Raw genomic sequence first — 23,294 nt, forward strand, 5'->3', positions numbered from 1 at the left:
CGAAGTCGGGGAACAGGAAGGGGCGGGTGTAGGGCGCGCTGGTCTCGTTGGCGACGTGGACGGTGCTGTCCTCGTTCGGTTCGATCTTGTCGGACCAGTTGAAGAAGGCGGTCAGCTTGCCGGCCGCGCTCTGGTTGACGAACTTGGCGTTGACCTGGTCGCCGCCCTGGCGGCCGGCGAAGTCCCAGGCGCGCGCCTCGTGGTGCAGCGCCGACAGGTAGGCGCGGCTGCCCTCGCCGAACACGCCGCTGTCGAAGCGGGCGAAGGTGCGCGAGGTCTTGTGGCTGCCCACGGTCTGCTGCAGCGTGGCGCCGCGCTGCATGGCCGGCTCGCTGGAGAAGGTCTCGATGGTGCCGCCCAGGTTGCTGGTCGAAGCGGTGGCCAGGTCGCCGGCGCCGGACGACAGGATGACGTTGCCGACGTTTTCGCTGATCACGGCGCGCTGCGGCGACAGGCCGTTGTAGTTGCCGTACTGCTGGTCGCCGAGCGGCACGCCGTCCATGGTGTAGCCGAGCTGCTGGCCGCTGAAGCCGTGCACGAACAGCGACAGGTTTTGTTCGTTGTTGCCCCACGGGTCGGCGGTTTGGAAGCTCACGCCGGGCAGGGTTTGCAGGGCCTTCAGCGGGTTGATGCCGGGAAGCATCTTCTGCATGTCGCTCTTGCTCAGCGCCACCGAGGAGCGGCTCTTGCGGGTGGTGATCTCGACCTTGGTGATCGGACCGGCGACGGCGCCGGCCAGGTCCGCGTTGGCGCCGGCGTCGGCCGCGGCGGCCGCGGCGGCGCTGTCGGCGGCCGGGGAAGCCATTTCGGCCACGGCGGCGGCGACGTTGGCCGCCATCGCCATCATGGGGAAGCTCAGCGCGGCCGCCATGCAGACGGAGGCGGCGGAGATGGCCTTGATGCCGGTGGAGGAGGGCGCGCGCGCCGTGGTCGAGTGCTTGTTCATGGGATGGGCCTTGGATGACAAAGTTGTAACATGGGAGGAACTGCAACGTTGCGCATGGTAGGCCGGCCGTGTGACGGGGCGATGACGGGGCGATGACGTCTCGATGACGCGGCGGCGGGGACTAGAGGAAGCGCTCGCTTTGCCGTTAGAATGGGGTTCCCAACCGAGGCCCATTTCCTATGCGTAAGCTTTCCATCCTGATGTTGTTGGCGCTGGGCGCCTGCGCCAGCGTCGACCAGTACCCGTCGCCCGAGCTGGCGTCCTTTGTCAACGCGACGGTGCCGCTGGGCATGCCGAGCGAGCAGGCCCTGGTGCGCATGGAGGTGGAGGGTTTCGATTGCGACGGCCGGGCCGGCCTGCAACTGGTGACGTGCACGCGGCAGCAGTCGCGCGTGATGCGCGCGCCCTGCGTCGAGACGGTGCGCTTGACGCGCGGCGGCAAGGGCAAGAGCATCACGGCGCTGGAGGTGGCGCCGAAGGTGTGCCCGCGCTGGTAGCCGCCGCTAATGCCGAGGGTCAGACCCTGAGGGTCTGACCCTGGATTTGTTGGCGCTGGTGGTGGGGTTTAGTGTTTGACGTCGCCCACCGGGATCAGCACCTGGGCCGGCACGTCGATGGCGAACAGCTGGGCGCAGTCGACCTTGTCGTACTCGTAGTGCTGGCCGCAGAAGTCGCAGTTGACGCCGACCGTGCCGAACTCGGCGAGCACGCCGTCGACCTCGGGCCGGCCCAGCATCTTCAACATGTTGCCGACCTTGTCGCGCGTGCAGCTGCAGTTGAACGACGGGTGCAGCGGATCGAAGACGCGGATGGTCTCCTCCCAGAACAGGCGCTGCATCAGCACCTCGATGCCGGTCTCGAGCAGCTCCTGCTCCTTCAGCGTCGAGCCGAGGATGACGGCGCGGTTCCAGGTTTCCAGCGCCTCGTCCTGGGTCAGCGGCGCGGCCTCGGTCTTGCCGCCGTGGTAGGGCAGCTTTTGCAGCAGCAGGCCGCGCGAGACGCCGTCGTCGGCGGCCAGCCACAGCTTGGTGTCGAGCTGTTCCGAGCGCAGCATGTAGTTCTCGATGACGGTGGCGACGTCGTCGCCGTCGAGCGGCACGATGCCCTGGTAGGCCTGCTGGCCGGGCATCTTGTCGGCCGGGTCGAGGGTGATGATGAAGCGGCCCTTGCCGTTCACGTTGAGCATGGCCGGCAGCAGGGCGTCGTCGGCGATGACCGCCTCCGGGTCGAGCTTGGCGGTGGCGCGCAGGCGCAGCTCGCCGTCGCACTCGACCACCAGCAGGCGCACCGGGCCGTCGCCGTGGATCTGCATGATGATCGAGCCGTTGAACTTCAGGTTGGCCGACAGCAGGGCGGCGGCGGCGACCATCTCGCCGAGCAGCTTCTTGACGGCGCGCGGGTAGTCCTGGTGGTGCGACAGCACCTCGCGCCAGGTGGCCGAGATGTCGACGAACTCGCCGCGCACGGCGGCGTTGTCGAAGATGAACTTCTGCAGGGTGTCGGCGTCGGCGCCAACGATCTGCGTCGTGGTCGGGTGGTCGGTGCTAGTGGTCATGCGGGTTATCCAATCTTTTTGAGTTGCTTCTTGAACAGCTGGCCGCGCTGGACGTAGTTGTCCGCGTTGCCTTGTAGTTTGACGATTTCCTCTTCGCTCAGCAGGCGCACGGCCTTGGCCGGCGTGCCGATGATCAGGCTGTGGTCGGGGAACTGCTTGCCCTCGGTGACCAGGGCGCCAGCGCCGACCAGGCAGCCCTTGCCGATCACGGCGCCGTTCAGCACCACCGCCTGGATGCCGATCAGCGCGCCGTCGCCCACTGTGCAGCCGTGCAACATGGCCTGGTGGCCGATGGTGACGTTCCTGCCCACGGTCAGCGGATAGCCCATGTCGGTGTGCATCACCGTGCCCTCCTGCACATTGCTGTTCTCGCCGATGGTGATGCGCTCGTTGTCGCCGCGGATGGTGGTGCCGAACCAGACCGAGGCGTTGGCGTGCACGGTGACTTTACCGATCAGGTTGGCGCTGTCGGCGACGAAGGCGGATGCATCGATGTCGGGCGCGTTTTCGCCCAATTGGTAGATAGTCATGGAGAGCCTTGGTAAAGTGCTGAGGGATGGCGCTATTTTACGCCCTGGCGGCCGTTGCCTGCCGAAAAGTCCGGCGCCGCCGGCGGGGCGGGGATGCAGGAACCGCGCTGGATCTATCTCCCCGGCAATTTAAGAACGGTCGTGCTATTATCGTGTTTCTCGGCCAGCAATGAACCGATATTGCGCCGACGGCGCCAATTTCAAGCCAGCATTCCAGACCATCAAGGCAGCACGCCATGCACACGACAACACCCTCCCGCTCCGAATTCCTCACCGTGCGCGGCCTGCGCACCCACGTCCGCCACTGGGGCCGCGAGGGCGCGCCCAAGTTGTTCATGGTGCACGGCTGGATGGACGTGGCCGCCTCCTTCCAGTTCGTGGTCGACTGCCTCAAGGGCGACTGGCACGTGATCGCGCCGGACTGGCGCGGCTTCGGCCTGAGCGAGCGCTCCGGCGCCGACACCTATTGGTTCCCCGACTACCTGGCCGACCTCGACGCCATCCTGCGCCACTACGCGCCGGACGGCGCCGTCAACCTGCTCGGCCACAGCATGGGCGGCAACGTGGTCAACCTGTACGCCGGCGTGCGGCCCGGGCGCATCCGCAAGCTGGTCAACCTGGAGGGCTTCGGCATGCGCGCCAGCGCGCCGGAGCAGGCGCCGGCGCGCTACGCCAAGTGGCTCGACGAGTTGTGCACGCCGCCGCAGATGCGCGGCTACCCGGACGTGGGCGCCGTGGCGGCGCGGCTGCAGAAGACCAACCCGCGCCTGACCGACGCGCGCGCCGCCTTCCTGGCGCAGCACTGGTCGGCGCCGAACGCGGCGGGGCAGTGGGAGATCCTGGGCGACCCGGTGCACAAGCAGGCCGGGCCGTTGCTGTACCACATCGACGAGGTGCTGGCCTGCTGGAAGACGATCACCGCGCCGGTGTTGTGGATCGAGGCCGAGGACACCAATATGTGGCAATGGATGGGGCCGAAGGCCGAGGCGCGCGTCGAGATCGACCGCCGCCTGGGCTGCCTGGCCGACGTGCGCTGCCACATGATGGCCGACGCCGGCCACATGCTGCACCACGACCAGCCGGAGGAGCTGGCCCGGCTGCTGGAGGCGTTCCTGGCCGAGTGATCCCGGGCCGCGGTGCCGCGCCTTTAGGCCAAGGCGCCGGCGGCCTTCAAACCACCCACGGGCGCAGATCGAGGGTCAGACCCTAGGGTCTGACCCTGGATTTTCGCCGGTGGGGTTTGCCAGAGTCAACTGCATTTTGGGCTTGCCCCCGGAGCCGCGCCGCCGCTTGTTGCGCCCGCTCCGGCCGGGCGCGTGCAAGCAGCGTACAATGGAAGCTTCATTCCTGCCGTTGATGTAAGGGTTCGTTTTTGTATGTTAAAAGTTGATCTGCACTGCCATTCCACCGTGTCCGACGGGGTGCTGGCGCCGGCCGCCGTGGCGCAGCACGCGCGCAAGGCCGGCATCGACGTCTGGGCGCTGACCGACCACGACGAGGTGGGCGGCACCGCCGCCGCGCGCGCCGCCGCCATCGACCTGGGCATGCAGTTCGTCTCCGGCGTGGAAATTTCGATCACCTGGGCCAAGGAGACGGTGCACATCGTCGGCCTGCAGCTCGACGAGACCAACCCGGCCCTGTTGGCCGGCCTGGAGCGCACCCGCGCCGGCCGCGACAGCCGCGGCCGCGAGATCGCCCGCCAGTTGGCCGCCGTCGGCATCCCCGGCGCCTACGAGGGCGCGCTCAAGTATGTCGCCAACCCGGACCTGATGTCGCGCACCCACTTCGCCCGCTACCTGGTGGAAACCGGCGTATGCGCCAACCTGCCCGAGGTGTTCCGCAAATACCTGACCGAGGGCAAGCCGGGCTACGTGCCGCACTGCTGGGCCAGCCTGGCGGACGCGGTCGGCTGGATCCGTGGCGCCGGCGGCATCGCCGTGGTCGCCCACCCGGGCCGCTACAAGTTCAGCCGCACCGCCGAGGGCGCGCTGTTCGACGAGTTCAAGCAGCTCGGCGGCACGGCCATCGAGGTGGTCACCGGCAGCCACACGCCGGACCAGTACGCCGAATACGCCCACCTGGCCAACCAGTACGGCTTTCTCGCCTCGCGCGGCACCGACTTCCACGCCCCGGGCGAGTCGCGCGTCGACTTCGCCCTGCTGCCGGCGCTGCCGGCCAGCGTCAAGCCGGTCTGGCACGACTGGTTCTGAGAGCGGCGTCGGACCCGCCGCCTTAGGGTCAGACCCTAGCGCCAAGGCGGGGAGTCTGACCCTGGCAGACTCCGGCTCTCCGCATGTACCGCCTTGGCGGCGCCAATCCATCGTTAAAGCAGGCTTAATCGCGCCACCGCGCGCTTGCATTTGCCGGCGCCCGGCCGTATCTTATCAACTTGGTACTTGCGCCAGGAGAAACTATTTATGAAACGAATCATCCTTTTCATCGCCACCAACCTCGCCGTGATGCTGGTGTTGTCGCTGGTGTTGTCGCTGCTCGGCGTCGGCCGGCCCGGCGCCGGCGGCGCCGCCGGCCTGAACATCGGCAGCCTGATGGTGTTCTCGCTGGTGGTCGGCTTCACCGGCGCCATCTTTTCGCTGCTGATCAGCAAGCCGATGGCCAAGTGGTCGACCGGCGCCCGCGTCATCGAGGCGCCGTCCTCGTCGACCGAGCTGTGGCTGGTCAACACCGTCAAGACCCTGTCCGAGCGGGCCGGCATCGCCATGCCCGAGGTCGCCGTCTACGAGGGCGAGGCGAACGCCTTCGCCACCGGCGCCTTCAAGAACTCGGCGCTGGTGGCGGTGTCGACCGGCCTGCTCGAGAGCATGAACCGCGACGAGGTCGAGGCCGTGCTGGGCCACGAGATCGCCCACGTCGCCAACGGCGACATGGTGACGATGACCCTGATCCAGGGCGTGGTCAACACCTTCGTGGTGTTCCTGGCGCGGGTGGTCGGCTTCTTCGTCGACAAGGTGCTGCTCAAGAACAACGGCGAGCGGCGCGGCCCCGGCATCGGCTACACCGTCACCGTGTTCGTCTGCGAACTGCTGTTCGGCCTGGTCGCCTCGCTGATCGTCGCCTGGTTCTCGCGCCAGCGCGAGTTCCGCGCCGACGCCGGCTCGGCCAAGCTGCTCGGCAGCAGCGTGCCGATGCAGCACGCCCTGGCCCGCCTGGGCGGCATGCAGCCGGGCCAGCTGCCGCAGTCGATCGCGGCGGCCGGCATCACCAACCGGGGCGGCTGGTCGGAGTTGTTTTCCACCCACCCGCCGCTCGAGCAGCGTATCGCCGCCCTGCGTGGCGTACAATTGTAAGCAGATCAATAACGCGCGGCGTGCCCGTCACGCCGCCCACACCGCCAGATGAGTCAATTTTTCCAGGTCCACCCGGATAACCCGCAGCAGCGCCTGATCAAGCAGGCGGCGCAAATCATCCACGGCGGCGGCATCGTCGCCGTGCCGACCGATTCCTGCTACGCGCTGGTGTGCCACCTGGACGACAAGGGCGCCGTCGAGCGCCTGCGGCGCATCCGCGGCATCGACGACAAGCACCATTTGACCCTGCTGTGCCGCGACCTGAGCGAGATCGGCGTCTACGCGCGGGTCGACAACCGCCAGTTCCGCCTGCTCAAGGCGGCCACGCCGGGCCCCTACACCTTCATCCTCGAGGCCACCAAGTGCGTGCCGCGCCGGCTGAGCCACCCGTCGCGCAAGACCATCGGCCTGCGCGTGCCGGAGAACGTCATCGTGCAGGCGCTGCTGGCCGAGTTGCAGCAGCCGCTGCTGGGCACCACCTTGATCCTGCCCGGCGACGCCGACGCGCTGACCGACGCCGACAGCATCCGCGAGCGCATCGAGAAGCAGATCGAGCTGATCATCGACGGCGGCGCCTGCAGCCTGGAGCCGACCACGGTGATCGACCTGAGCGGGCCCGACGCCACGCTGCTGCGCCAGGGGCGCGGCGACGCCGCCATGTTCGGCCTGTGACCGGGCGCCACTTGCCGCCCCCCATTCGTTGCGCCAAAAACCGCCAGCCGCCTCTGTTAGAATCCCACCCATGAACATCGAACTAGTCGTCCGGACCATCACGGTCTACCTTATTCCCGTCCTTTTTGCGATTTCCTTGCATGAAGCCGCCCACGGCTACGTGGCGCGCTATTTCGGCGACCCCACCGCCGCCAACGAAGGACGGCTGAGCCTGAACCCGCTGCGCCACATCGACCCCTTCGGCACGGTGCTGCTGCCGCTGCTGCTGTACTTCACGATCCAGATCCCCTTCGGCTACGCCAAGCCGGTGCCGGTCGACTACAACCGCCTGCGCAACCCGCGCAAGCAGATGGCCTGGGTGGCGGCGGCCGGTCCGGCCGCCAACTTCGCCATGGGCCTGGGCTGGATGCTGCTGCTGATGCTGCTGGGCGGCAGACTGGGGCGCGACAACTTCTTCGTCCAAATGGCCGTCGCCGGCCTCAGCGTGAACGCCGCCATGTGCGTCTTCAACCTGATTCCGCTGCCGCCGCTGGACGGCGGGCGCATCGTCACCGGCCTGTTGCCGCTGCGTCTGGCGCGGCCCTACGCCTCGATCGAACGCTACGGCATGTTCGTCTTCATCGGCCTGATCATGGCGATGCAGTTCGGCCTGCTGGACGGCGTCCTGTCGGCGGGGGTGGCTTTCGTCGTCCACCTGTTCGGCCTGATCGTGATGCCCATTTCCCTCCTTTTGAACTGACCCACTATGTATCCCGATCGCGTAGTCTCCGGCATGCGGCCCACCGGCAGCATGCACCTCGGCCACTTCCACGGCGCGCTGAAGAACTGGATCAAGATGCAGTCCGAGCTGCCCTGCCTGTTCTTCGTGGCCGACTGGCACGCCCTGACCACGCACTACGACGATCCGAGCATCATCGAGCGCAGCACCTGGGACATGCTGGTCGACTGGCTGGCGGCCGGCGTCGACCCGTCGCAGGCGACCCTGTTCATCCAGTCCAAGGTGCCCGAGCACGCCGAGCTGCACCTGCTGCTGTCGATGGCCACGCCGCTCGGCTGGCTCGAGCGGGTGCCGACCTACAAGGACCAGATCGACAACCTGAGCAGCAAGACCTGGCCACCTACGGCTTCCTCGGCTACCCGCTGCTGCAGGCGGCCGACGTGCTGATCTACCGCGCCAGCCAGGTGCCGGTGGGCGACGACCAGGTGCCGCACATCGAGATGATGCGCGAGATCGCGCGCCGCTTCAACCACCTGTACGGCAAGGAGAAGGGCTTCGAGGCGAAGGCGCAGGAGGCGGTCAAGAAGCTGGGCAGCAAGCGCGCCAAGCTGTACAACGAGCTGCGCACCGAATACCAGCAGGAGGGCAAGGACGACGCGCTGGAGCAGGCCAAGGCCATGCTCGACGACGCCCAGAGCCTGTCGATGATCGACCGCGAGCGCCTGTTCGGCTACCTCGAGGGCAGCCGCAAGCTGATCCTGGTCGAGCCGCAGGCGCGCCTGACGGCGGCCTCGCGCCTGCCCGGCCTGGACGGGCGCAAGATGTCCAAGAGCTACGGCAACGCCATCGCCCTGCGCGAGGACAAGGACGTGGTCGCCAAGAAGGTGCGCACCATGCCGACCGACCCGGCGCGGGTGCGCCGCAGCGACGTGGGCGACCCGGCCAAGTGCCCGGTGTGGCAGTTCCACGAGGTGTATTCCGACGCCGCCACCAAGGAGTGGGTGGTGAAGGGCTGCAAGTCGGCCGGCATCGGCTGCCTCGAGTGCAAGCAGCCGGTGATCGACGCCATCGTCAAGGAGCAGGAGCCGATGCACGAGCGCGCCCAGCAATACCTGGACGACCCCTCGCTGGTGCGCGCCATCGTCGCCGACGGCAACGACGTGGCGCGCAAGCTGGCGCAGGAGACCATGCGCGACGTGCGCGAGGCGATGGGGCTGGCCTACTCATGAGCGGCGTCGACCTGAGCGGCGCGCACGAGGCGGCGCACAACGCGGCGCACAACGGCGGCCACGGCGGCGAGACCGTCTCGGCCTGGGTGCGCCGCTACGCCCCGCTGATGCCGGGCGGCGAGGCGCTCGACCTGGCCTGCGGCAGCGGCCGCCACGCGCGCCACCTGGCCGCGCTGGGCCACGCCGTGGTGGCCGTCGACCGCGACCCGGCCGCGCTGGCCGCCGCCGCCGGGCCGGGCATCGTCACCTCGCAGATCGAGCTGGAGGCGGCCGGCGCCGCCTGGCCGTTCGGCCCGGGGCGCTTCGCCGGCATCGTCGTCACCAACTACCTGCACCGTCCGCTGCTGGCCGGCATGGTCGCCAGCCTGGCGCCGAACGGCATGTTGATCTATGAAACCTTCGCCGACGGCAACGCCCGTTTCGGCAAGCCCTCGAATCCCGACTTTTTGCTGCAGCCCGGCGAACTGTTGGCCTGGGCGCGCGACCACGAGTTGCGCGTGATCGCCTACGAGGACGGCGTGCTGGACGCGCCAAAAGCTGCGATGGTGCAACGAATCTGCGCCGTCAAGGCGGAATTCCCCCGCGAGGCGGCGTTATTGCCGTCATTTTGAACGCCGATTGTCGGCCGAGATGCTCCACATGCTCGGGCTATGGTCTACAATCGTTGTTTTAATTCTTCACCCAATTGGTAATCTATGATTAAGGGCAGCATAGTAGCAATCGTCACCCCGATGCACGCAGACGGCAGTCTGGACTATCCGGGTTTGCAAAAATTGGTGGACTGGCACATCGCCGAGGGCACGGACAGCATCGTCATCGTCGGCACCACCGGCGAGTCGGCCACCGTCTCGGTCGAGGAGCACTGCGCGCTGATCAAGGCGACGGTGGGCTATGCCAAGGGCCGCATCCCGATCATCGCCGGCACCGGCGGCAACTCCACCGAGGAGGCCATCAAGCTGACCCGCTACGCCAAGGAAGCCGGCGCCGACGCCGCCTTGTCGGTGGTGCCGTACTACAACCGGCCGACCCAGGAGGGCATGTACCAGCACTTCAAGGCGATCGCCGCGGCGGTCGACCTGCCGATCATCCTGTACAACGTGCCGGGCCGCACCGTGGCCGACATGAGCAACGAGACCGTGGTGCGCCTGGCGGCCATCCCCGGCATCGTCGGCATCAAGGACGCCACCGGCAACATCGGCCGCGGCTACGACCTGCTGCGCCTGGTGCCGAAGAGCTTCGCCGTGTACTCGGGCGACGATCCGAGCGCGCTGGCGCTGATGCTGGCCGGCGGCCAGGGCAACATCTCGGTCACCGCCAACGTGGCGCCGCGCGCCATGCACGAGATGTGCAAGGCGGCCATGGCCGGCGACATCGCCCGTGCCGTCGAGATCAACAACAAGGTCTTCCCGCTGCACCAGAAACTCTTCATCGAACCGAACCCGGTGCCGGTCAAGTGGCCCTGGCCGAGATGGGCATGATGCCCGCCGGCCTGCGCCTGCCGCTGGTGCCGCTGGCCGCCGAGTGCCACGACGCCGTCCGCGCCGCCCTGCGCGAAGCCGGCGTGATGCCGTAAGCAGCAACAAGCCCCGGCCACACCCGGCCGGGACTTCCGATACCAGCTGCATTCCAGCTACTTATCCAGTAACGACATGACTATTCGCAAGACAGCTTCTCTTTCCCCGCAGCGCGCCGTGGTAGTTGGCGCCCTGATGGCCAGTTTGACCGGTTGCGGCATGATCGGCTCCGTCATCGGAACCGACAAGGTGGACTACAAGTCCGCCAAGAAAGCCAGCACGCTGGACGTGCCGCCGGACCTGACGCAATTGCAGAAAGACAATCGCTATTCGCTGCCGGATTCGACCCTGGGCGTGGCCACCGCGTCCGGCTACAACGCGCAGAAGAACGGCGCCCCGGCCGGCGCCGGCATGGCCGCCGGCCAGGCGGTCGCGCCGACCACCCTGAGCAGCATCAAGGTCGAGCGCGCGGGCAACCAGCGCTGGCTGGTGCTCAAGCAGACGCCGGAGCAGCTGTGGCCGCAGCTGAAGAGCTTCTGGGAGGAGTCCGGCTTCACGCTGGCGCTCGACATGCCGAGCGCCGGCATCATGGAAACCGAGTGGAACGAGAACCGCGCCAAGATCCCGCAGGACTTCATCCGCAACACGGTGGGCAAGGTGTTCGACTCGCTGTACTCGAGCGGCGAGCGCGACAAGTTCCGCACCCGCATCGAGCGCCTGGCGGACGGCTCGAGCGAGATCTACATCAGCCACCGCGGCGCCCAGGAGGTGATCACCGGCGCGCAGAAGGACGGCACGATGTGGACCGCGCGGCCCAACGATCCGGGCCTGGAGGCGCAGTTCCTGGCGCGCCTGATGACCAAGCTGGGCAGCAGCACCGACGAGGCGCAGGCGAAGACCGCCGTCGCCTCGGCCATCGTGCAGCCGCAGCACGCCACCTTGGTCGGCGCCGCCGCCAGCCGCGCCGTCGAGGTCGACGAGGGCTTCGACCGCGCCTGGCGCCGGGTCGGCCTGGCGCTGGACCGCGCCGGCTTCACCGTCGAGGACCGCGACCGCACCCAGGGCGTCTACTTCGTCCGCTACGTCGACCAGGACACCGGTCCGACCAAGGGCTTCTTCAGCAAGCTGTTCAGCTGGGGCTCGTCGGAGTCGGACAAGGAGGCGCAACGCTACCGCATCTCGGTCAAGGCCGGCGCGGGCAGCAACAGCCTGGTCACCGTGCTGAGCAACGAAGGCAAGGGCGACCAGAGCGCCACCGCCGAGAAGATCCTGACCCTGCTGCACGAGCAACTGAAGTAATCCGAAGTTAATTCGGTCCCGTCGCCGCCCCGGCGGCGGCGGGACGTAAAAAAACCGGCTGCGCGCCGGTTTTTTTTGACTGCTTACGCACGGCGCCCCCCGTTTTCCTGCGCGGCATAGCCGGCGGCGGCGGATTGGGGTCAGACCCCCGCGGGGGGCTGACCCCGGGTTGCCGGGGTTGTCCTGCCTTTTGCAAAAGCGACAGGCGAAAAAAAACCGACCCGAAGGTCGGTTTTTTTCATCGAGCTGATTACTTCGAAGCAGCAGGAGCGGCCGAAGCGGCTGGAGCAGCAGCAGCGTCCGAAGCAGCAGGAGCAGCAGCGGCCGAAGCAGCAGGAGCAGCAGCAGCGTCAGCAGCTGGAGCGGCAGCAGGAGCGGCAGCAGGAGCGGCGGCTTCTGGAGCAGCTACTGGAGCTGGAGCAGCAGGAGCTTCTTCTTTTTTCGAGCAAGCAGCCAGAGCAACGGTCAACAGGGAGATGATCAGCAGGGATTTTTTCATGGGGTTTTCCTCAATTAATTCAAAATTAAAAACAACAATGTTGCGATGAATAATTACCGGTAATTATCGCTCATTAGGGCGTCTTCGAAGGCTTTTCGTACCATAGGGTGCCTGCCAGACAACGGAAACTTCCTAACCGAATATTATAGCGATTTTTGGTGCGTCGCAATAGCCGCGACAGCCGTTTTCACAACTATTTTGCGATATCGCAACTTTTCGGTTCCCACCACGTCGGACGGAGTGGTCACCTTCACCAGTTTTCAAGTCGAACAAGCGCATTCTACCTTGATCCTGCTCATAATCCAGCTGTACTTGCATGCAAACCGGGCAAGGATTCGTCCCATATTGATGCAAATCGATCCGACGCTATCTTTATGGCATCGGAATCGGCGAAAACCGCCTCGCCGCGCACATGGTCGCAATGGAAACGGCGCACCAGCATGGCGCCGTCGGCCAGGCAGAAGGAGTCGCTCAGCTGGCGCAGGCCGGCCGGCGTCTGGCGGCATTCGACGGCGTGGCCGTAATCGGCCAGCAGGCGCAGGAAGCGGGGCGCCATGCGCTGCAGGTGCGCGTTGCTGTGCGCCACCAGGCGCAGCCGGCCGTGGCCGGCCAGGAAGCGGCGCAGTTCGGCGTCCACCGCCGAGTGGCCCAGGTTCCAGAGCGAGAAGTCGGGGTCGAACAGGTCCAGGCTGTGTTCGGCCCGCGCCAGGCAGCCGCGCAGCCGCTGTTCGAATTCCATCCGGCTAGAAAACGGCTGCGACGACTGCTCCATGGGGCCTCCTGGGGTGGGTTGCGCGTGTTAGGCCAGTTCGATCCAGCCGTCCTGGTACCAGGTGTAGAGCGCGTCCATGACGTCCTGCGAGGCCTTGGCCAGGGCGGCGCCGTCGAGGGCGCGGGCGTTGGCCAGGGCCTCCAGCGTGGCCTTGTCGGCGCGGCCGATGGCGAAGGACTCGCCGTTGATGAAGACGTGCTTGCCACGGTACAGCATCAACGTCTTGCGCGACAGCGCCAGGCCGCGCTTGGCGGCCGCCTCGGCGAACTTGCCGACGTTGAGCGGGCGCGCCGGACCCTTGAAGAACACATTGTGCTTCGGCTCGGACAGGTGCTCGCCGAGGAAGATGGTGACGTCGTCCTCGGTGAAACGCACCTTGTTGAGCTCGTCGGCGACGGTGCTCAGCATGTGGCGCGGGATCTCGGCCGGCTTGTTGCTGGCCTCCAGCTCCGGGTCGGCGTAGCGGCCGGGCAGGTCGATCGAGTCGGCCATGAACTGCAGGAAGGCCTCGCCCAGCTCCTGGAACGAGGGCGAGCGGAAGCCGATCGAATAGGTCTGGCAGTCGCCGATGGCGACGCCGTCGTGGGCGTAGTGGGGCGGCAGGTAGAGCATGTCGCCCGGTTCGAGGATGAACTCCTCGTTGGGCTTGAAGTTGGCCAGGATCTTCAGCGGCAGGCCGTCGATCACGCTCAGGTCCTTTTGCGGGCCGATGCGCCAGCGGCGCTGGCCGTGGGCCTGCAGCAGGAACACGTCGTAGGAGTCGAAATGCGGGCCGACGCCGCCGCCGTCGGTGGCGAAGCTGACCATCAGGTCGTCCAGGCGGGCGTCCGGCAGGAAGCGGAACTGGCGCAGCAGCGCGTCGGCGCGGGCGTCGTGCAGGTTGACGCCCTGCACCAGCAGCGACCATTCCTTCTGCGTGCGCGGCGGCAGCGCCGTCAGCGGGCCGTGCTGCATGGCCCACTGGCCGCCGCTGGCGCTGACCAGGCGCGCTTCGACGTGGTCCTGGGCGGCCAGCGCGGCCAGCGCGTCGACGCTGAGCAGGGGCTTGAAATTGGGGATGGCCTGGCGGATCAGCAGGGGCTTCTTGTGCCAGTAGTCGCGCAGGAATTGCGCCGGCGTGATGTCGCCGAGGAGGGGTAGTTTTTTCATACGACATTATAACCATCGGCGTCGCGCCGCTGCAGGGATTTGCGCCGCCACGGCGCCAGCGGCGGGCGCAGGCAGGGTATAATCGCGGGGATTATCTACAGAAAGGAAATACAATGAAGATTGCCAAGAACACGGTCGTGACTGTGAATTACAAGCTGTCCGATGCACAGGACAATCTGATCGAAGACGGTAGCCAGCCGATGGTCTACCTGCACGGCGGCTACGAGAACACGCTGCCGAAAATTGAAGAGGAACTGGACGGCAAGGAAGTCGGCTATTCGTCGATCATCCAGGTCGAGCCGGACGACGCCTTCGGCGAGTACGACTCGTCGCTGGTCAAGGTCGAGCCGCGCAGCCGCCTGCCCGAGCCGCTGGAAGTGGGCATGCAGTTCGAAGGCATGCCCGACAGCGAGGACGACGAGGAAGCGATGATCTTCACCGTGACCGACATCGCCGACGACAAGGTTGTGCTCGACGGCAACCATCCGCTGGCCGGCATCGCCCTGCGCTTCTCGCTCAACGTGGTCGACGTGCGCGCCGCCACCGACGAAGAGATGGCCCACGGCCACGTGCACGGCGCCCATGGCCACCACCATGGCGACGAGGATGACGAAGGCGAAGCGGGCGACCACGTCGCCATTCACCCGATCCACTAAGCACCCGCAACACCGCGGCGGCGGGACGCCCGAGGGCGCGCCCGCTACTGCGCGGCGTCGGCGCCGCCGCCCTTGACAGTGAAGAGGGGGGCGGCGCCGGGGCCGACGCGCAGCTCGGCCCATTCGGCGGCCAGGCTCAACTGCCCCAGATTGCCGCGCCAGACAATGGCCGGTTCGCCGCCCGTCGCGGCCGCGCTTGCCGCGTTTCCATTCCCGTTCCCATTCCCCGCCGCAGCGCCATTCCCCGCCGCATTGCCGTTGGCCGCCTGCGCGCCGCCCTGCGCGTCGACCAGCAGCACCTTGCCGTCGAACTTCTCGGCCAGCGCCTTGAGCTGCCGGCGCGGTTCGGCGAAGCCGTCCTGCTTGTTCGGCTTCGACTGGAAGCCGGCCAGCAGCGAGAAGCCCGCGTCGGCCTGCAGGCCGGGGTCGCCGTCGCAGAACAGCACGACGCCGGCCAGGCGCTTGCGCGCGGCCAGGGTGAACAGGCGCTGCAGCCAGGCGCGGTTGGCCACCAGGCGGTCCTCGAACTCGCTGTTGCGGCCCGCCTCGGGCAGGAAGTGGTTGTTCCTGGCCGGCAGGTTGAGGGTGGCGAACAGCACGTTGCCGTATTCCCAGTGGGCGTTCTCGGCGTAGCTGCGGAACTTGGCGCTGGCCGACTGGCGCGTCAGCGCCAGGCGGCGCTCGCCGAGCGACTGGGCGTCGGCGAAGTACAGCTCGCGCAGGCGGTTGAGGCGCTCGATGGCGTTGGAGCGGCCGGCCGAGTTCTTGCAACCGGTCCAGTCGCTGCCGGCCAGCGAGACGATCATCGGCTTGTCGGCGGCGTCGAACATGGCGCGGCGCTGGCCGTACAGCTTGTCGCTGCACGGCTCGCCGGCGGCCTTGATGCCGGTGGCGACGACGAAGGCGGCGTTGCCGGCGCTGGCCTCGGCGATGGCCTGGCGCAGCACGGCGGCGTCGGCGCCGGCCTTGAAGGAGTGGCCGATGACGCCGAACTGGAAGCCCTTGGCCGGCGCCGCGCCGGCCGGCGCCGCCGCCAGCGCCAGCGCCAAGGCTAGGGCCGCGCGCGGCATCATGCCAGCGCCGGCCGCGCCAGGCGTTTCAGTTCGTATAGCTGGGCCAGCGCCTCGCGCGGCGTCAGCGCGTCCGGGTCGAGCTCGCCGAGGGCGTCGAGCAGCTCGTCGAAGGCCGGGTTGGCCGCCGCCGCCGCCGCCGGCGCGGCGACGGCCTCGTCGTCGGCGTCGGCCGCCGGCACGGCGAACAGGTCGAGCTGCGGCGTGGCGTCGAGCGCCTGCGCCTCGAGCCGCGCCAGGTGCTTGCGCGCCGCCTTGATGACGCCCTGCGGCACGCCGGCCAGCTGGGCCACCTGCAGGCCGTAGCTCTGCGAGGCCGGGCCTCCTGCACGGCGTGCAGGAAGACGATGGAGTCCTTGTGCTCGACCGCCGACAGGTGCACGTTGGCCGCGCTCGGGTGGCTCTCGGGCAGCTGGGTCAGCTCGAAGTAGTGGGTGGCGAACAGGGTGAAGCTGCGGCTGCTGTCGATCAGGTGGCGGGCGATGGCCCAGGCCAGCGCCAGGCCGTCGAAGGTCGAGGTGCCGCGCCCCACCTCGTCCATCAGCACCAGCGAGTGCTCGGTGGCGGCGTTGAGGATGCCGGCCGACTCGGTCATCTCGACCATGAAGGTGGAGCGGCCGCCGGCCAGGTCGTCGGTGGCGCCGATGCGGGTGAAGATGCGGTCGATCGGGCCGATGACGGCGCTGGCCGCCGGCACGTAGCTGCCGACGTAGGCCAGCAGCGTGATCAGCGCGACCTGGCGCATGAAGGTCGATTTACCGCCCATGTTCGGGCCGGTGATCAGCAGCAGGCGGCGTTCGTTGACGAACTTGCAGTCGTTGGCGATGAAGCGCTCGATCTGGTTTTCCACCACCGGATGGCGGCCCTCGGCGATGTCGACGCAGGCGTGCTCGACCAGCTGCGGCGCGCACCAGTTGTGGCGCAGCGCGTGGTCGGCCAGCGCGGTCAGGGTGTCGAGCTGGGCCAGGCCCTGGGCGATGGTCTGCAGCACGCCGATGTGCGGCGCCAGGTCGGCCAGCAGCTGCTCGTACAGCATCTTCTCGCGCGCCAGCGCCTTGTCCTGCGCCGACAAGGCCTTGTCCTCGAAGGCCTTCAGCTCGGGCGTGATGTAGCGCTCGGCGTTCTTCAGGGTCTGGCGGCGGCGGTAGTCGTCCGGCACCTTGTCGGCCTGGCCGTTGGTGACCTCGATGTAGAAGCCGTGCACGCGGTTGTACTCGACGCGCAGGTTGGCGATGCCGGTGCGGGCCCGCTCGCGGGTTTCGAGGTCGACGAGGAACTGGCCGGCGTTCTCGGACAGGCCGCGCAGCTCGTCGAGCTCGGCGTCGAAGCCGGCCGCGAAGACGCCGCCGTCGCGCACCATCGCCGCCGGCTCGGCGGCCACGGCGCGTGCCAACAGGTCGAGGCAGTCGGCCGGCGTGGCCAGCGCCTGGTGGATCGCCGCCAGCAGCGCGCTGTCGCCGGCCGGGCCGCCGGCCAGGCTGCGCAGCATGGCCTGGCGCAGCGCGGGCAGCTGGCCCAGGCCGTCGCGCAGGCTGGCCAGGTCGCGCGGCCGGGCCGACAGCAGGGCGATGCGGGTGGTGATGCGTTCGATGTCGGGCACCTGGCCGAGCGTGGCGGCCAGCGCGCCGGTGGCGTCGCTGGCGCCCAGCGCGCCGATGGCGACGTGGCGCGCGCGCGCCACCCGCTGGTCGCGGCGGGCGTGGTGCAGCCAGTGGCGCAGCAGGCGCGAGCCCATCGCGGTGCGGCAGTGGTCGAGCAGCGAGAACAGCGTCGGCGACTCCTGGCCGCGGATCGTCTCGGTCAACTCGAGGTTGCGGCGGGTGGCCGCGTCCAGGCCGACGAACTCGGTCTCGGTCTCGGTGGTCAGGCTGCGCACGTGCTGCAGGCCGCGCCCCTGCGTGGACTGGGCGTAGCGCAGCAGCGCGCCGGCCGCGCCGAAGGCGGCGCCCAGGCCGTCGGCGCCGAAGCCGGTCAGGGTGGCCACGGCCAGCTGGTCGAGCAGGGCCTTGTGGCCGCCGACCACGTCGAAGTGCCAGTCCGGCACGCGGCTGGTGTTGGCGCCGGGGTTGTGCTCGAACAGGTCGGCGCTGTCGCCGCGCAGGATCTCGGCCGGGGCGATGCGCTCGAGCTCCTGCTGCATGCGCGCGGCGACGGTCTTGGCGTCGCCGGAGAACTCCATCAACTTCAAGGCGCCGCTGGCCAGCGAGAGCCAGGCCAGGCCGGCGGTGACCACCTTGCGCTGGCTGACCGTGCACAGCGCCAGCAGCGGCCGCTCGGCCTTTTCCGGCAGCAGGTCGGCGTCGGTCAGGGTGCCCGGCGTGACCACGCGCATCACCTTGCGCTCGACCGGCCCCTTGCTGGTGGCCGGGTCGCCGATCTGCTCGCAGATGGCGACCGACTCGCCCAGCTTGACCAGCTTGGCCAGGTAGCCGTCGAGCGAGTGGAAGGGCACGCCGCACATCTTGATCGGATTGCCGCCCGAGCTGCCGCGCGCCGTCAGCGTGATGCCGAGCAGGCGCGCGGCCTTCTCGGCGTCCTCGTGGAACAGCTCGTAGAAATCGCCCATCCGGTAGAACAGCAGCATGGTCGGGTGGTCGGCCTTCAGGCGCAGGTACTGCTGCATCATCGGAGTAACCTTGCTTTTGCCGGTCTCCGCAAGCTCTTGATTTAACTGCATATTCATATCTAAGTATTTGATTGTGTTACGTATTGTTGTTCGTGTTGGTGCGAGCGGGCTTAGTCATCACAAGTCATCTAAAGTCACTCCACTTGAGATTTTGGCGTAGGTTTTAGCGTATGAAAATGTAAACTTACGCTAGAATCTGTCCCTGGTTCGCGGCGGCGGCAAAAAGCTACGCCGGACCTACGCTACAGGGACTACCATGCCATTTGACGCACGTGCCGCCAAGCTCCTCGAAGCAGGCCAACACTTTACCATCTCCGAATGCCCAGGATTGCGCATGGTCGCCACTTCGCAGAAGAGATCCTGGATTTATCGCTATAAAAGCCCCCTCGACGGACGGATGCGGCAGACCAAGATCGGCGAATGGCCGGCCATGTCGCTGGCCAGCGCGACGGTGGCCTGGGAGAAGCTGCGCGAAGAGCGCGGCGCCGGCGGCGATCCCGGCCTTGCCAAGCGTGAGACCAAGGCCCGGGAGGATGCCACCGCTGCAGCTGAACGCGAGCAGCGCGCGCTGAAGGACCTTACCGTGGCTCAGGTGTGCAATTCCTACCTGGTGCGCCACATCGAATTAAACCGTAGTGCCAAGGGCGCGGCCGAGGTGCGCCGCATGTTCGAGACCATGCTCGGCGATACCGCCAACCTGCCGGCCGTCGACGTCACGCGCTCCGTCGCGTTTGATCTGATCGAGTCGTTCGCCCGTATTCCGGTCCAGGCGGCGAAATTGCGGGCCGAGATGGGCGCCGCCTGGGATTACGCCCTTGACGCCGGCCGGCTGCCCGAGAGCGCAGCGAACTGGTGGCGCCTGATCATGCGCGGCAAGTTGCGCAGCAAGGGGCGCGAGCTGCAGGGGATGAAGGTCGGTACCGCCAAGCGTGTGCTCAGCGTCGCCGAACTGCGGGTGCTGATTCCCTGGTTGCCGAACTTCCCGCGCTTGGCCGAGGACGTGTGCACGTTGTACCTGTGGACGATGGCGCGCGGCTCGGAGATCTGCGCGATGGAGGTGGAGGAGATAGTCGAAGAGGCGGATGGGCTATGGTGGATCGTGCCGAAGGCGAAGACCAAAAACCACTGGAGGGAGCATGCCGCGGACTTCCGGGTGCCGCTGGTCGGCCGGGCCGAGACGGTGGTGCGGCGGCGTGTCGCCTTGGTCAAGACAGGCTACCTGTTCGTTTCAAACGGCGAGTATGGGCATGTCGAACAGAAGACCATCGGCTGCACGGTCTGGATGCGCATGCCGTATTCGAAGACCAGGCCGCTTTACGAGCGGGCCCGTCTGCCTGTCGAGCGCTGGGCGCCGCACGACCTGCGCCGCAGCTCGCGGACCCAGCTGGCCGCGATCGGCTGTCCGGACGAGATCGCCGAGGTGATGCTTGGCCACATGAAGCCAGGCATCACCGGCACGTACAACCTGCACGAATATGACAAAGAAAAGCGCAAGTGGATTATGCTGCTTGACCAGCATCTGGAATCCCTTGTGCGGTCTGGCGCTTAGTGCCCTTGCGGCCGCCGGTGTTCGGCGGCGGCGGAAGGTCGGACACCGGGCGTGTTTCCGCCCAGGACTCGATCTCCCGCACCAGCCATCCCACGCGGCCGGCGGAGATCTGCCGGGGCGCTGGAAACTGCTTCTCGCGCACCAGGCGCTGGACGGTGGACATGGCCAGCGACAGCATGCTGGCCACCTCCGAGAGGCCAACGTAGATGCGTTTCACTTCAGCCATTGGCCTGCTCCTTGATGTCGAGGCAAACTGCAGTGCGGTCGGCCAGAAATTCGACGGCCTCGACCGGTACTCGGTTGATATGAGTAACACTGGCAGGCGCAATGTCGGCGGCTTGATTGTGGTGGGCGCGGCGGCCGCCTTCTTTGCCGTCAAAGCGATACGTATCGCGAGTCGGGACGCCGCGCATCCATGCTCCGTCCCAGCTAGAAAACTCGTGCTCGAAGAGGCAGCCCATGCATCCGCTGTGCGTCAAGACGTCGCCGACCTTGACCACACTGCGCACGATATCGGCGTGGCGCTGCCGCATCAGGGCTTGGTGGGCGTCGAACTTGGAAACCAATGCCTGCACTGCGATCTCAAAAGCCAGCTTCTCCGTGTGCTCAGGGGCTCCTCGCCGGCGCGGCACTGGTCGCGAAGTGCGCAGAATTGTTCGTAGGTAGTTGGGTTCATGGTGGTGATCCGTTTCAGGAAATGAAGGGGTCAATTGCGTCGATGGCCTGCATTACTTTGCGTGCCGCGAATTGAACAGGAGCGGACTCGCGTTCCTCCTCTTCGTCTTCAAAATGGTCGAGATCGCTGTCGCTGGTCGATTCCAGCGCGTCGTGTGCGGCGCGGAGGCATTCCCGAAGTACGCCAAGTTCCAACCGATCAAGGGCAGGCACCCACGGCTGCTGTGGCGTTGTAGCGAAATACTCGAGATCTGCGGTGGTCGCATACAGGCAGGCATTCCAGGATGCTTTTAGGCGGCGCGCATCGGCCGGATTGCGGAATTCGCGCGTCGACCAGTTGATCAGGTCGTCGGCCCAGCCCTTGCCGACCGGGATCAGGCCGAAGGCGCGGCCGCTCGGCGTGATCGGCGCGGTGATCCGACCAGGCGTATGCGCGCCGAAGGCGCCGCCGACCGCCGGCGTGCCGGCGAACTGCTCGCGCACCAGCTTGGCCAGCTCGGCGCGGTAGTGCGCCACGCCCTGGCAGTTGGCCGCCAGCTCGTCGTCCTCGAGGAGCAGCTGCAGCGCGTTCGGCGCCGCCGTGTCGGGAATTGTCATGTCCATGTTTCGCCTCTCAAGCAATCAGAATTCTTCGGGAGTTGTTGGTGCACTTCGTCGGGTCGTCGCATTCGCCGAACCACATCAGCAGCCACTGCAGGTCGGTGATCGCGCAGCGCTGGTCGAACAGGCCGTCATACCGGCGCCACATCTTTCCCGGATAGACCCCGGACGGAAACGAGTACGAATACTCGGCCAACTGCTGGAAGGTTGCCTCGGTCATCACGGCATGGGTGTTGTCCAGTAGAATCGCCGAGGTCGGTGGCTGGCGCCAATGCTGGCCGAGCGGGTCGGTGATCGGCGGTATGGTGGTGTTCAATTTGACGTCTCCAATGGTGAAAAATCGACGGTTGCCGGTTTCCGGCCGCAAGCAATCGGCGTGGCCGGATGTGAACCAATAGTTGAGCTTGCTCATGCTGCTTCCTTCACGGGAAGCGGCCGCATGCTGCCGGTCCGCAGGTTGACGAAGGCGCCGTGCCAGGTGAGCTTGCCGTGGCGGAAGAGCTCCCACAGGATGCTCAGCGCCGGCGTGACGATCGCCTGGTTGATGAACAGTTCCTGGCGCTCCAGCGCCTCGGCCAGGCCGCAGCTCGGCGTGTCGTCCTCCGGCACGCTGACGTCGACCAGCTCGGGCAGCAGCACGTAGGGGCTGGGCAGCCGCACATGGCCAAGCGGCCGGGTGGCGTTGTCGTCGCTCGGCCGCACCTCGCCCAGCACCACCTGGCCGTCGGCCGCGCGGTTGCCCAGGTCCATCAGGTACTCGGCGCGGTAGTTCCACATCTCGCGATTGATGCCGTGGCGCGAGTTGCGGCTGTCGACGCAGACGATGATGATGTCGGCGTCGTTCGCCTCATAGCGGCCGTAGAACGATTTCCAGGCGAGCCCGAAGAAGGCGTTGATGCGGTTGACCAGCACGTGCGCCTTGGGCTGGCCAACGTCGAAGGCGCCGAACATCTGGCGGCCCAGGTTGGCCTCGCTGACGGTGTCCGGGTCGAACGCCTGCACCAGCAGGCCGGGGTGGCCGAGCGCCATGATGGCGTGGTTGAGGCGCGCCAGGCCGGTCAGCATCTGCGAGCCGTTGCCGCCGCAGCCGACCAGCGCGATCTTGACCTGGCGCTCGAGCAGGCGGGCGGGTGTGTAGTGGGGCATGCGTCCTCTCCTAGGCGAAGATGCGGTCGGCTGGCACCTTGATCGGGATCGTCAGGCCCAGCACGCACAGCCGGAACTCCACCGTCGGCTTGTCCTTGTCCAGGCTGCCGTACACGCCGGCGATCTTGACGCTGCCGGCGTCGTCCTGGTCGTCGGTCGAGCTGAAGAAGGCCTCGAGGTTGCCGTGGCTGTGCAGGTCGACCACGACGCTCTCGTCGTCGCCGATCTCCACCTGCTTGAACTGAATATGCGTCGCGCTGGCCTCGCCGATCGTCTCCGGGTACTCGATGCGCCATGCCGACGTCGAGTGGTTCCAGATGACGCTGGCGGCCGCCTCGAGCGGCGCCGCCGCGCTGGCGTGCAGCGCAAAGTCCTGTAGCTGCTCCATGGTCTTGCCCAGCGAGCCGAACGCGAGTTCGAAGCCGGCCTTGATCGGGCCGTAGGGCACGCGCACGCCCGACACGGCGGCCAGCCGGTGGGTGAAGTGCAGCCAGGGCCTGCGCACCTCCAGGTAGATGCCGTCGGTCGCCAGCAGGAGCCGGTGGCCGTTCTCCTGCAGCGGGAAAAACTCGCTGTGGACGGGAACGGCCACCACCGGCGCCGCGCGGAGCAGGGCCAGGTCCATCGGGTACTTCTCGTCGTCGAGGTTCTCCTCGTCGACGGCCAGCATCATCGGCCGGGCGGCGCGCACAGTCGCCTCGGTGGCGCGCGCGAACTCGGCGCACGCTACTTTGTTCAGGTCCAGCAGTTCGTTTATCTTGATCAGGAATTCTTGGCCGTTCAT

Annotated in this window: 22 protein-coding genes and 4 pseudogenes; 12 read left to right on the top strand and 14 right to left on the bottom strand. The window is 67.2% G+C overall.

The annotated features are described in order from the left end of the window. Positions 1–481: 481 nt before the first annotated feature. Positions 482–1,120, bottom strand: a pseudogene (locus QC826_RS31180) (TonB-dependent receptor plug domain-containing protein); the annotation flags it as partial. 5 nt (positions 1,121–1,125) lie between these two features. On the opposite strand from QC826_RS31180, the gene QC826_RS06005 reads away from it, so the two are divergent. After that, on the top strand, positions 1,126–1,443 hold the full coding sequence (locus tag QC826_RS06005) for a hypothetical protein (RefSeq protein WP_279764807.1): 318 nt from the start codon (positions 1,126–1,128) through the stop codon (positions 1,441–1,443). Positions 1,444–1,511: 68 nt separating this feature from the next. Here the strand turns inward: QC826_RS06005 and QC826_RS06010 are convergent, their stop codons facing one another. After that, positions 1,512–2,501, bottom strand: a complete 990-nt coding sequence (locus QC826_RS06010) for an Hsp33 family molecular chaperone HslO (RefSeq protein WP_279764808.1) — start codon at positions 2,499–2,501, stop codon at positions 1,512–1,514. A 5-nt stretch (positions 2,502–2,506) separates the two neighbouring features. Beyond that, positions 2,507–3,031, bottom strand: coding sequence for a gamma carbonic anhydrase family protein (locus QC826_RS06015; RefSeq protein WP_279764809.1), 525 nt, complete (start codon positions 3,029–3,031; stop codon positions 2,507–2,509). Positions 3,032–3,267: 236 nt separating this feature from the next. Here QC826_RS06015 and QC826_RS06020 point away from each other — a divergent pair, with 236 nt between their 5' ends. The 9 genes and pseudogenes from QC826_RS06020 (at position 3,268) to bamC (ending at position 11,768) form a co-directional block, all read left to right on the top strand. Beyond that, positions 3,268–4,155: an alpha/beta fold hydrolase gene (locus QC826_RS06020; protein WP_279764810.1), complete on the top strand. Its 888-nt coding sequence runs from the start codon at positions 3,268–3,270 to the stop codon at positions 4,153–4,155. Positions 4,156–4,407: 252 nt separating this feature from the next. Further along, the gene (locus tag QC826_RS06025) at positions 4,408–5,241 is read left to right on the top strand and encodes a 3',5'-nucleoside bisphosphate phosphatase (protein WP_093387766.1); all 834 of its coding nucleotides are present in this window, start codon (positions 4,408–4,410) and stop codon (positions 5,239–5,241) included. A gap of 207 nt (positions 5,242–5,448) precedes the next feature. After that, positions 5,449–6,336, top strand: coding sequence for a protease HtpX (gene htpX / locus QC826_RS06030; protein WP_279764812.1), 888 nt, complete (start codon positions 5,449–5,451; stop codon positions 6,334–6,336). A 48-nt stretch (positions 6,337–6,384) separates the two neighbouring features. Then, the gene (locus tag QC826_RS06035; RefSeq protein ID WP_093387768.1) at positions 6,385–7,008 is read left to right on the top strand and encodes an L-threonylcarbamoyladenylate synthase; all 624 of its coding nucleotides are present in this window, start codon (positions 6,385–6,387) and stop codon (positions 7,006–7,008) included. A 70-nt stretch (positions 7,009–7,078) separates the two neighbouring features. Continuing rightward, positions 7,079–7,747 (top strand): site-2 protease family protein, encoded by a 669-nt coding sequence (locus QC826_RS06040; RefSeq protein ID WP_279764813.1) that lies wholly within the window; start codon positions 7,079–7,081, stop codon positions 7,745–7,747. A gap of 6 nt (positions 7,748–7,753) precedes the next feature. Next, positions 7,754–8,955, top strand: a pseudogene (locus QC826_RS06045) (tryptophan--tRNA ligase). A 107-nt stretch (positions 8,956–9,062) separates the two neighbouring features. Beyond that, the gene (locus QC826_RS06050; protein ID WP_279766400.1) at positions 9,063–9,566 is read left to right on the top strand and encodes a bifunctional 2-polyprenyl-6-hydroxyphenol methylase/3-demethylubiquinol 3-O-methyltransferase UbiG; all 504 of its coding nucleotides are present in this window, start codon (positions 9,063–9,065) and stop codon (positions 9,564–9,566) included. Positions 9,567–9,650: 84 nt separating this feature from the next. Further along, a pseudogene (dapA, locus tag QC826_RS06055) lies at positions 9,651–10,528 on the top strand (4-hydroxy-tetrahydrodipicolinate synthase). Positions 10,529–10,664: 136 nt separating this feature from the next. Beyond that, on the top strand, positions 10,665–11,768 hold the full coding sequence (gene bamC, locus QC826_RS06060; protein WP_279764814.1) for an outer membrane protein assembly factor BamC: 1,104 nt from the start codon (positions 10,665–10,667) through the stop codon (positions 11,766–11,768). Between the two features lie 250 nt (positions 11,769–12,018). On the opposite strand, the gene QC826_RS06065 is transcribed toward bamC, so the two are convergent. From QC826_RS06065 to QC826_RS06075, 3 genes are all read right to left on the bottom strand, one after another. Next, a complete protein-coding gene (locus QC826_RS06065; RefSeq protein ID WP_099414613.1) occupies positions 12,019–12,267 on the bottom strand; it encodes a hypothetical protein in 249 nt (82 codons plus the stop codon). A gap of 295 nt (positions 12,268–12,562) precedes the next feature. Continuing rightward, entirely contained in the window at positions 12,563–13,039 is a 477-nt protein-coding gene (locus QC826_RS06070) for a hypothetical protein (RefSeq protein ID WP_279764815.1), read from the bottom strand. A gap of 27 nt (positions 13,040–13,066) precedes the next feature. After that, complete coding sequence (locus QC826_RS06075) at positions 13,067–14,188, bottom strand: cupin domain-containing protein (RefSeq protein ID WP_093387776.1); 1,122 nt, start codon at positions 14,186–14,188, stop codon at positions 13,067–13,069. 113 nt (positions 14,189–14,301) lie between these two features. On the opposite strand from QC826_RS06075, the gene QC826_RS06080 reads away from it, so the two are divergent. Next, positions 14,302–14,844 (top strand): peptidylprolyl isomerase, encoded by a 543-nt coding sequence (locus tag QC826_RS06080; protein ID WP_093387778.1) that lies wholly within the window; start codon positions 14,302–14,304, stop codon positions 14,842–14,844. 44 nt (positions 14,845–14,888) lie between these two features. Here QC826_RS06080 and QC826_RS06085 read toward each other — a convergent pair whose 3' ends face one another. Both QC826_RS06085 and mutS read right to left on the bottom strand, forming a co-directional pair. Then, positions 14,889–15,917: a hypothetical protein gene (locus QC826_RS06085; protein ID WP_279764816.1), complete on the bottom strand. Its 1,029-nt coding sequence runs from the start codon at positions 15,915–15,917 to the stop codon at positions 14,889–14,891. Then, positions 15,914–18,597, bottom strand: a pseudogene (gene mutS, locus QC826_RS06090) (DNA mismatch repair protein MutS). The gene QC826_RS06085 and the pseudogene mutS overlap by 4 nt, the downstream one beginning before the upstream one ends. A gap of 199 nt (positions 18,598–18,796) precedes the next feature. Here mutS and QC826_RS06095 point away from each other — a divergent pair. Further along, complete coding sequence (locus QC826_RS06095; protein ID WP_279764817.1) at positions 18,797–20,089, top strand: tyrosine-type recombinase/integrase; 1,293 nt, start codon at positions 18,797–18,799, stop codon at positions 20,087–20,089. Here QC826_RS06095 and QC826_RS06100 read toward each other — a convergent pair. The 6 genes from QC826_RS06100 to QC826_RS06125 all read right to left on the bottom strand — a co-directional run bounded on the left by QC826_RS06100 (position 20,040) and on the right by QC826_RS06125 (position 23,294). Then, positions 20,040–20,315, bottom strand: coding sequence for an AlpA family transcriptional regulator (locus QC826_RS06100; protein ID WP_279764818.1), 276 nt, complete (start codon positions 20,313–20,315; stop codon positions 20,040–20,042). The two genes, QC826_RS06095 and QC826_RS06100, sit on opposite strands and share 50 nt — an antisense overlap. Next, positions 20,308–20,664 (bottom strand): hypothetical protein, encoded by a 357-nt coding sequence (locus QC826_RS06105; RefSeq protein WP_279764819.1) that lies wholly within the window; start codon positions 20,662–20,664, stop codon positions 20,308–20,310. Before QC826_RS06105 ends, QC826_RS06100 begins: the two co-directional genes overlap by 8 nt. 115 nt (positions 20,665–20,779) lie before the next feature. Continuing rightward, positions 20,780–21,367 carry a hypothetical protein gene (locus QC826_RS06110; RefSeq protein ID WP_279764820.1) on the bottom strand — a complete coding sequence of 196 codons (588 nt, stop codon included), beginning with the start codon at positions 21,365–21,367 and terminating at the stop codon, positions 20,780–20,782. Positions 21,368–21,377: 10 nt separating this feature from the next. Continuing rightward, the gene (locus QC826_RS06115) at positions 21,378–21,776 is read right to left on the bottom strand and encodes a hypothetical protein (RefSeq protein WP_279764821.1); all 399 of its coding nucleotides are present in this window, start codon (positions 21,774–21,776) and stop codon (positions 21,378–21,380) included. After that, positions 21,773–22,510 (bottom strand): PRTRC system ThiF family protein, encoded by a 738-nt coding sequence (locus QC826_RS06120; RefSeq protein WP_279764822.1) that lies wholly within the window; start codon positions 22,508–22,510, stop codon positions 21,773–21,775. Before QC826_RS06120 ends, QC826_RS06115 begins: the two co-directional genes overlap by 4 nt. Positions 22,511–22,520: 10 nt before the next feature. Then, a complete protein-coding gene (locus QC826_RS06125; protein ID WP_279764823.1) occupies positions 22,521–23,294 on the bottom strand; it encodes a PRTRC system protein A in 774 nt (257 codons plus the stop codon).

Origin of the sequence: Rugamonas sp. DEMB1 (assembly GCF_029834475.1) — a bacterium.
GTDB lineage: Bacteria > Pseudomonadota > Gammaproteobacteria > Burkholderiales > Burkholderiaceae_D > Rugamonas > Rugamonas rubra.